Consider the following 8,009-nt stretch of genomic DNA (forward strand, 5'->3'; position numbering starts at 1 on the left):
GCCCTGGTCAGCGGCCCGTACCGGCTGGCCTGGGACGAGCTGCCGCCGTTCGTCCACGCGACCCTCGTCCAGCGCTGCGGCGGCCCCGACGCCGCCCGCGCGTTCGCCGCCCGGCTGGACCTGACGGCCCTCGTGCCCGCGCTCACCGTGCCCGTCCTCGTCGTCGAGGGCGGCGAGGACATGATCCCGGGCATCACCAACGCGACCCCCCTCGCCGCCGAGGCCCCCGCCGCCGAACTCCTCCTCGTCCCCCACGGCAACCACCTCCTGGGCACCGCCCTCCCCGACTGGCTCCCCACCACCGCCGACTGGCTCACGGGCCGCCTGGAGGGCGGGGGTCAGTAGGGCAGCAGCCCGGAGGTCTGCAGCTCGAAGTCGAACGGCTCGGGAATCTGCAGGGTCTCCCCGAAGGCGATGTCCTCGCGACGGTGGTACCGGGTGCCGTCGGGCCGGCTGAGCAGGGTCACGGTTTTCTCCCGGGCGTCGACCAGGAGGTAGAGCGGGATGCCCATGAGCGGGTAGTCCCGCACCTTCCCCACCCAGTCGTTTTCCGGGTTGGAGGGCGAGACCAGCTCGACCGCGATCGCGGCCAGCTCGGCCGGCACCTGGTTGTCGGTGGTGGCCAGCGCCTCGTCCGGGAGGTAGGTCAGGTCCGGGTTGCGGCTCTTTCCGACGTTGGGAGAGACCAGGTCGGTGTTCTCACTCGGCAGGAGCCCCGGCGGGGTGTGGGCGTCGAACTGCCGGCGCACCACCGGAAGGTTGCGCTGGTGGATGCCCGACGGGCTCACCATCATGACGATGGTGTCTCCCGAGAGCTCGACCTTGAAGCCGTTGGGCAGGCTCCTGCGGGCCTCTTCCAGGAGCTCGAAGTGTTCCGGGTTCACGAGAACCGAGCCTTCCGAACGTGTCTGCCGCCGTCGGAGACCCAGCGTAGTCGGGGATCGGCCCCGGAACGGCGAAAGGCCTCTCGAAACCGCCGAGGCGGTTGGGGCCACGGGCGTTGGAGGTGTACCCACTCCTCGCCACTCTCAACTTATAGCGCACGGGGGGTCTTGCGGCAAGGCCCCGGTCGAACTGCAGAATCTCCCAGTCAAGAGCAGGACATGAGGGAGATTCAGAGCATGCGCGTGGTGTTGGCGACGTACGGTTCGCGCGGGGATGTCCAGCCCTTGGCGGGACTCGCAGTGCGACTGCGGGAGTTCGGCGCGGAGGTGCGGGTGTGCGCGCCGCCGGACCGGGAGTTCGCGGAGTTGTTGGCCGGGGTCGGCGTGGAGCTGGTGCCGGTCGGGCAGTCGGTGCGCGACCTGGTGACCGGTCCGCGGCCCGCGCCGTCGGACCTTCCCAAGCGGGCGGCGGCGTTGGTCGCCCAGTTCTACGACGCGGTCATGGGGGCGGCCGGGCCCGGTGACGCGGTGGTGGCGACCGGCCTGTTCCCGGCCGCCGCCGGTGCCCGGTCGGCCGCGGAGAAGCTGGGCCTGCGCTACACCTACCTGGCCCTCCAGCCGACCGTGCTGCCGTCCGCGCAGCACCGGCCGTTCGAGTACCCGATCCAGCCGTACCCGCCGGAGGTCACCGACAACAAGGCGCTGTGGGACCTCAACATCGGGGCCATGAACGCCCTGTTCGGCGAGGCGGTCAACACCCACCGGGCGTCGGTCGGCCTGCCGCCGGTGGACAACGTCCGCGACCACGTCCTCGCCGACCGGCCGTGGCTGGCGACGGACCCGGTCCTGGACCCGTGGCAGCAGTCGGCCGGTCTCGACGTCGTGCAGACCGGCGTGTGGACCCTCCCGGACGAACGCCCGCTCCCCGCCGACCTGGTGGCGTTCCTGGACGCCGGCGAACCCCCGGTGTACGTGGGCTTCGGCAGCATGCCCCTGAGCGGTGCGAAGGAGGCGGCCCGGGTGGCCGTCGAGGCCGTCCGCGCGCAGGGCCGCCGGGTCCTCCTCGGGCGCGGCTGGGCGGAGTTGGCCCAGGTCGACGACGCGAGCGACTGCTTCGTCGTGGGCGAGGTCAACCAGCAGGCGCTGTTCCCCCGGGTCGCCGCCGTCGTCCACCACGGCGGCGCGGGCACGACGACCACGGCCGCCCGGGCCGGCGCGCCCCAGGTGGTGGTCCCGCAGATCGTCGACCAGCCGTACTGGGCGGGCCGGGTGGCCGCGTCGGGCATCGGCGTGGCCCACGACGGACCGACCGCGACCGTCGACTCCCTGTCCGCCGCCCTCAAGGAGGCCCTCACCCCCGAAACCCGCGCCCGCGCCACCGCCGTGGCCGCCACCATCCGCACGGACGGCACGACGGTGGCCGCGAAGCTCCTCCTCGACGCGGTCAGAGAGTGAGCAGCCGGGCGAGCAACGTCAGGACTGTGCCCGCCGTGAGCACCGACCCGATCACGGTGAACACCAGGTCGACCGTTGCCGCGTCCCAGCCCTGGATCGCATATCGGCGGGGGTCCTCCGGGTCGTAGCGGACCTCGACACGGGCTCCCACGCCGAAGCCGCCCTTGACGACACCGCGGCCGAACCTGGACGCGTACTCGCACTCGCGGCCGTCACGAGCCGTCCAGGCCACGACCGGGTAGTAGAACGTGGCGCCTTCGTCCTCTCGCCGTGCCTCGTGCCGGATGATCCGCCCCTCTGCCGTGACACCCGTGCGACGGAGCGCGCCTGCACGACGGAGTCCGTACACGCCGAAGCCGAGGAAGACCGCGCCGATCGCCAGAGGGATGAGCGAGAAGAGCCATTCGCGTTGCATGTGGTGTGCGACGCGCTCGTGGGGGCGCCGGTTGCGCGTGCGGCTGCCGGTCGGGCGGGCCACCCCGGCTCGTCACGTACGGCCCGGGCGGCGCCATGGTCGAACCCGAAGGATTGTGATCGGCGTCACATGGCCGCGATCCCGCGACACGAAAATGCCCTCGAAGCGAGCTGCTTCGAGGGCATTGTGCCTGGTCAGGCGATTGTGGCCAGGGCCGGGGTCGAACCGGCGACCTTCCGCTTTTCAGGCGGACGCTCGTACCAACTGAGCTACCTGGCCGTACTGCACCGTCTCTTGCGAGACGAGCGATCCCGACGGGACTTGAACCCGCGACCTCCACCTTGACAGGGTGGCGAGCTAACCAACTGCTCCACGGGACCTTAGGTGGCTGGTGGGCCACCAGGTCTTGCGGCACTGCACTTTACAACGGTACTGCGTGCCCCCAACGGGATTCGAACCCGTGCTACCGCCTTGAAAGGGCGGCGTCCTGGGCCACTAGACGATGAGGGCTTGCGGCCTGTCCCGCTGTTTCCAGCGTTCGGGGACGTCGAGAAGCATATGGGATGTCGGGCGGATCGCCAAAACGGGTTCCGGCGGGGTCGGGCGGCGGCCTCCGGGGCGGGGTCAGGACCAGCCGAGGTCGTGGAGCTCGTGGTCGTCGAAACCGAAGTGGTGGGCGACCTCGTGGATGACGGTCGTGCGGACCTCCGCGACGACCTCCTCGCGGGTCTCGCAGTGCCGGAGGGTCGGGCCGCGGTAGATGATGATCCGGTCCGGGAGGACCCCGGCGTACCACTCCCCACGCTCGGTGAGCGGGGTGCCCTCGTAGAGGCCGAGGAGCTCAGGGTCCGCGGGGTCGGGCTCGTCCTCGACGAACACCGCGACGTTGTCCATCATGGCCGCGAGCTGCGGGGGAATGAGGTCGAGCGCGTCGCCGACCAGCGTTTCGAACTCTTCCCGGGTCATCTCCACCGGATCATTGTCGGGTCTGGGGTGAGGGTGTGCCAGGTGGTGGGAGCCGGTGTTTCATGGCCGTATGACGACCTCGGACGGGACGGTGGACGACGCGGCGCGGACGGCGCCGCCGGTCGTGCCGGTGGCTCGGCGGCGCCCGCCGGTGCTGCGCGGGCAGGGGCCGGCCGTGGCGGTGATCGCGGCGGGCGGGGCGATCGGCGCGGTGGCCCGGTACGCGGCCGGGCTGGCGTGGACGGCCGGGCCGAGCACGTTCCCGTGGACGACGCTGCTGATCAACGTGGTCGGCTGCGCGGTGATCGGGGTCTTCCTGGTGGCGATCACCGAGGGCCGCCCGGCGCACCCCCTGCTGCGGCCGTTCTTCGGGACGGGCGTGCTGGGCGGGTTCACCACGTTCTCGACGTACGCGGTGGACATCCGGCGCCTGGTCGAGGCGGACCGGCTCGGGCCCGGCCTGGCCTACCTGGGGCTGACGCTGGCGGGCGCGCTCCTCGCGGTGTGGGCGGCGGCCGGGGTGACGCGCCGTCTGATCCACCGCGGCGCCCGGGACGGGGTTTCGGCATGAGTGTGTTGAGCGGGCCGGCGCTGCGGCTGACCGTGCTGATCGGGGAGAACGACCGCTGGCACCACCGGCCGCTGTACAGCGAGATCGTGCACCGGGCGCGCGCCGCCGGGCTGGCCGGGGCGAGCGTGTTCCGGGGGATCGAGGGCTTCGGGGCGTCGTCGCTGGTGCACACGACGCGGCTGCTGTCGCTGAGCGAGGACCTGCCGGTGGCGGTGGTGATCGTGGACGAGGAGCAGCGGGTGCGGGGGTTCCTGCCGCAGCTGGACGAGCTGGTCGCGGAGGGGCTGGTGATGCTCGACCCGTGCGAGGTCGTGCGGTACGTCGGGCGGGCGGGTGCGGCGGGTGCGTCTGGCACGGCGGGCGCGGCGGGTACGGCGGGCGCAGAGGGCGCGGGCGGTTCGGGCGGGGAGGCGGAGCAGTGAACTGGCTGCTGGTGGTGGCGGGGGCCGTGGTCGGGGCGCCGATGCGGTACCTGACGGACCGGGCGGTGCAGTCCCGGCACGACTCGGTGTTCCCGTGGGGGACGTTCGTGGTGAACGTCGTCGGCTGCGCGGTGCTGGGCCTGGTGACCGGCGCGGTGGCGGCGGGGGCCGCCTCCCCGCACGTCCAACTGCTGGTCGGCACGGGCTTCTGCGGGGCGCTGACGACGTACTCGACGTTCTCGTACGAGACGCTGCGGCTGGTGGAGACCGGGGCCGGGCGGTACGCGGCGGCGAACGTGGCCGGCAGCCTGGCGGCCGGGCTGGCTGCGGTCTACGCGGGGGCGGAGCTGGCCTCGGCGCTCTGGGGCTGACGGGTCCTGCGGCACGCTGTTCTGCAGAAGGCTGTCCTGCGGAGGGCCGTCGTGCGGAGGGCCGTCGTGCGGAACGCCGTCCTACGGGTGATTGACCCGCCGTTGTGCGCTCCCCCGTGGGGGTGAATCCCTGGTGCGGCCGGTTTGAACCCGTGGCGTTGGGCCGGGTGGCTGGCCGCCGTCGGCTTCCTGCTGCGCCGCCCGTGTCCCGCCGGGCCCCGCGCGCGTTGGGCACCGGGAGCGGCCGCGCGGCAGCGGGCGGCCAGGGTGGGGCGGTAGAGAGGGAGCTCGGTGGCTTCGGTGCGGGCGGTTCGGACGGCGGTGCGTACGGTTTCGGCGCGCGCGCAGGCGGCGGAGCAGGCGCGGGGCGCGCACCTGCGGACCGGTGTGGTGCGGGCGGCGGCGATGCTGGCGGTGGCCGGGCTGGGGTTGACGGGCTGCATGTCGGTCGGCCCGGCGGCGGAGGAGAAGCACGGCGGCGTCGCGCCGGTGGGCCAGGCCGGTCCGGCCGCCAAGCCGGGGGCGACGGGCGGCCCCTCGGTTCCGGCGGGCGGCGGGCACCTCGGGGGTGCGTCCGGGCGCGCGGAGCGGCAGGGGGGCTTGCAGGCGGAGAACGCGCCCGCCGGGGGCACGTCACAGGCTCCGGGTGAGCCGGCGCCGGGCGCGAACGCTGCCACGGCCGGCGTGATTCCCGTGCCGGGCGCCCCCGTGCCCGCCGCCGCGCCGGGTGCGAGTGGCGCGAACGGCACGGCAGGGGGCGCGAACGCCAGCCCCGCGCCCAAGCCGGGCGGCGGCTCCTCCGCGGGCGGCGGCACGGCGGGCACGGGCGGTACGACGGGTTCCGGCACCGGCGGCACCGGCAGTACCGGCGGCACCGGCGAGGGCCGGTCCGGCGGCGGCACGTCGGGCGCCCCCTCGGCCACGCCCACCGCCCACCCGTCCACGACCCCCGAGCCCAGCTCGCCCGCCGCGACCGTCCCGCCCGCCCCGGACCCGTCCTCCGGCAGCTCCGGTTCCTCGGCCCCGAGCCCCCGCCCGAGCACGCATTAGGGGGATGGCCAGGGCATTTGCCTCTGATCCCGAGGATCCTCTATGGTGGTAGATCGTTCGTTTGATTCATTTGTCTGGCGCCCTACTCCCATCTGGCGCCCTTGGCGCGTTCCGGCGATCCGTGGCTGACCGCATAGAGGCGGTTGTGAAACAGAACCCCGGACTTTGGCGCGTGCCACTTCCGGAAGGTTTTGCATGTCTCTCGTTGACGACGCCCGCTTCGCCATGCCCGCAAGCGAGTCCGCCGCCGATGCCACCCCCGTCGACATCACCGCCGACGACATCACCGACACCACCCCCGAGACCGACGCGGTCGAGACCGACGCCGTCGAGGCCGCCGAGGCCGAGGCCGCCGAGCCGACCATCACCTTCGGCGACCTGGGCCTGCACGACGACGTCGTGCGCGCCCTCGCCAAGCGCGGCGTGACCACCCCGTTCCCGATCCAGGCCGCGACCATCCCGGACGCCCTGGCCGGCAAGGACGTGCTGGGCCGCGGCCGCACCGGCTCCGGCAAGACCCTCAGCTTCGGCCTGCCGCTGCTGACCCGCCTCGCCGACGGCGAGCGCACCAAGCCCAAGCACCCGCGCGGCCTGATCCTCGTCCCGACCCGCGAGCTGGCCATGCAGGTGGCCGACGCCCTGGAGCCGTTCGGCTCGGTGCTCGGGCTCAAGCTCAAGGTCGTCTGCGGCGGCACCTCGATGTCGAACCAGATCTACGCGCTGGAGCGCGGCGTCGACATCCTGGTCGCCACCCCCGGCCGTCTGCGCGACCTGCTGAACCGCGGCTCGGCCAAGCTGGACGACGTCCGCACCGTCGTGCTCGACGAGGCCGACCAGATGGCCGACATGGGCTTCCTGCCCGAGGTCACCGAGATCCTCGACCAGGTGCCGGCCGGCGGCCAGCGCCTGCTGTTCTCCGCCACCCTGGAGAACGAGATCGACACCCTGGTCAAGCGCTACCTGAAGAGCCCGGTCACCCACGAGGTCGACCCGTCGGCCGGCGCCGTCACCACCATGACCCACCACATCCTCGTGGTGAAGCCCAAGGACAAGGCGCCGATCACCAACGCGATCGCCGCCCGCAAGGGCCGCACGATCATCTTCGTCCGCACCCAGATGGGCGCCGACCGCGTCGCCGAGCAGCTCATCGAGGCCGGCGTGAAGGCCGACGCGCTGCACGGCGGCATGACCCAGGGCGCCCGCACCCGTGTCCTCGGCGACTTCAAGGACGGCTACGTCAACGTCGTCGTCGCCACCGACGTCGCCGCCCGCGGCATCCACGTCGACGGCATCGACCTGGTCCTCAACGTGGACCCGGCCGGCGACCACAAGGACTACCTGCACCGCTCCGGCCGCACCGCGCGCGCCGGCCGCTCCGGCGCCGTCGTCACCCTCGTGCTGCCGCACCAGCGCCGCGGCGTCTTCCGCCTCATGGAGGACGCGGGCGTCGAGGCCAGCCGCCACATCCTGGACCACGCGTTCGACGCCGAGGTCGCCCGGATCACCGGCGCCCGCTCGCTGACCGAGGTGCAGGCCGAGAGCGCCGCCAACATCGCCGGTGCCGCCGAGCGCGAGCTCGCCGACATGACCCGCCAGCTGGAGCGCGCGCAGCGCCGCGCCACCGAGCTGCGCGAGGAGGCCGACCGCCTCGCCGCCCGTGCGGCGCGCGAGCGGGCCGAGCTGGGCATCGAGGACGAGGCCCCGGTCGCCGAGGGCGACGCCGCCGCCGAGACCGGCGCGGACGCTCCGGCCGCCGACGCCGCGGTCGCCGTGCCGGCGCAGTCCGGCCCGGTCGCCGAGGAGCGGGCCCCGTCGTACCGCGAGGCGCGCAACGAGCGTCCGGCCTTCGGCCGTGACCGCGACGACCGTGGCGCC

The 8,009-nt window shown here is 73.5% G+C and carries 9 protein-coding genes, 3 tRNA genes and 1 pseudogene; 7 read left to right on the forward strand and 6 right to left on the reverse strand.

Going from position 1 to position 8,009, the window contains the following annotated elements; genetic code table 11:
• Positions 1-345 (forward strand): annotated as a pseudogene (locus AB0O00_RS23850) (alpha/beta hydrolase); the annotation flags it as partial.
• On the opposite strand, the gene AB0O00_RS23855 reads toward AB0O00_RS23850, so the two are convergent.
• Complete coding sequence (locus AB0O00_RS23855; RefSeq protein ID WP_363654926.1) at positions 339-884, reverse strand: Uma2 family endonuclease; 546 nt, start codon at positions 882-884, stop codon at positions 339-341. The pseudogene AB0O00_RS23850 and the gene AB0O00_RS23855 overlap by 7 nt on opposite strands.
• 237 nt (positions 885-1,121) lie before the next feature.
• Here AB0O00_RS23855 and AB0O00_RS23860 point away from each other — a divergent pair, with 237 nt between their 5' ends.
• A complete protein-coding gene (locus AB0O00_RS23860; RefSeq protein WP_363654939.1) occupies positions 1,122-2,339 on the forward strand; it encodes a glycosyltransferase in 1,218 nt (405 codons plus the stop codon).
• Here AB0O00_RS23860 and AB0O00_RS23865 read toward each other — a convergent pair.
• The 5 genes from AB0O00_RS23865 to AB0O00_RS23885 form a co-directional block, all read right to left on the reverse strand.
• Entirely contained in the window at positions 2,329-2,754 is a 426-nt protein-coding gene (locus AB0O00_RS23865; protein ID WP_363654927.1) for a DUF3592 domain-containing protein, read from the reverse strand. The genes AB0O00_RS23860 and AB0O00_RS23865 overlap by 11 nt on opposite strands.
• A gap of 205 nt (positions 2,755-2,959) precedes the next feature.
• Positions 2,960-3,033 (reverse strand) — tRNA-Phe (locus tag AB0O00_RS23870).
• Between the two features lie 27 nt (positions 3,034-3,060).
• Positions 3,061-3,134: transfer RNA gene (locus tag AB0O00_RS23875), tRNA-Asp, on the reverse strand.
• A gap of 57 nt (positions 3,135-3,191) precedes the next feature.
• A tRNA-Glu gene (locus AB0O00_RS23880) sits at positions 3,192-3,264 on the reverse strand.
• A gap of 114 nt (positions 3,265-3,378) precedes the next feature.
• Positions 3,379-3,720, reverse strand: a complete 342-nt coding sequence (locus AB0O00_RS23885; RefSeq protein ID WP_363654929.1) for a metallopeptidase family protein — start codon at positions 3,718-3,720, stop codon at positions 3,379-3,381.
• 70 nt (positions 3,721-3,790) lie between these two features.
• On the opposite strand from AB0O00_RS23885, the gene crcB (AB0O00_RS23890) reads away from it, so the two are divergent.
• The 5 genes from crcB (AB0O00_RS23890) to AB0O00_RS23910 form a co-directional block, all read left to right on the forward strand.
• Positions 3,791-4,291 carry a fluoride efflux transporter CrcB gene (crcB, locus tag AB0O00_RS23890; RefSeq protein ID WP_363654930.1) on the forward strand — a complete coding sequence of 167 codons (501 nt, stop codon included), beginning with the start codon at positions 3,791-3,793 and terminating at the stop codon, positions 4,289-4,291.
• Positions 4,288-4,713 (forward strand): DUF190 domain-containing protein, encoded by a 426-nt coding sequence (locus tag AB0O00_RS23895; protein WP_363654932.1) that lies wholly within the window; start codon positions 4,288-4,290, stop codon positions 4,711-4,713. The genes crcB (AB0O00_RS23890) and AB0O00_RS23895 overlap by 4 nt, the downstream gene beginning before the upstream one ends.
• Positions 4,710-5,084, forward strand: coding sequence for a fluoride efflux transporter CrcB (gene crcB / locus AB0O00_RS23900; RefSeq protein WP_363654934.1), 375 nt, complete (start codon positions 4,710-4,712; stop codon positions 5,082-5,084). The genes AB0O00_RS23895 and crcB (AB0O00_RS23900) overlap by 4 nt, the downstream gene beginning before the upstream one ends.
• 321 nt (positions 5,085-5,405) lie before the next feature.
• Positions 5,406-6,134 carry a hypothetical protein gene (locus AB0O00_RS23905; RefSeq protein WP_363654936.1) on the forward strand — a complete coding sequence of 243 codons (729 nt, stop codon included), beginning with the start codon at positions 5,406-5,408 and terminating at the stop codon, positions 6,132-6,134.
• A gap of 195 nt (positions 6,135-6,329) precedes the next feature.
• Positions 6,330-8,009 (forward strand): DEAD/DEAH box helicase (locus AB0O00_RS23910; protein WP_363654937.1); only part of this gene is annotated, 1,680 nt, incomplete at its 3' end.

This window comes from Kitasatospora sp. NPDC093558 (assembly GCF_040683475.1).
GTDB lineage: Bacteria > Actinomycetota > Actinomycetes > Streptomycetales > Streptomycetaceae > Kitasatospora.

Excerpts from the sequence above, each read along its gene's own strand:
- crcB (WP_363654930.1), top strand. The coding sequence starts at position 3,791 with ATGACGACCTCGGACGGGACGGTGGACGACGCGGCGCGGACGGCGCCG.
- AB0O00_RS23885 (WP_363654929.1), bottom strand. The coding sequence starts at position 3,720 with ATGACCCGGGAAGAGTTCGAAACGCTGGTCGGCGACGCGCTCGACCTC.
- AB0O00_RS23860 (WP_363654939.1), top strand. The coding sequence starts at position 1,122 with ATGCGCGTGGTGTTGGCGACGTACGGTTCGCGCGGGGATGTCCAGCCC.
- AB0O00_RS23865 (WP_363654927.1), bottom strand. The coding sequence starts at position 2,754 with ATGCAACGCGAATGGCTCTTCTCGCTCATCCCTCTGGCGATCGGCGCG.
- AB0O00_RS23895 (WP_363654932.1), top strand. The coding sequence starts at position 4,288 with ATGAGTGTGTTGAGCGGGCCGGCGCTGCGGCTGACCGTGCTGATCGGG.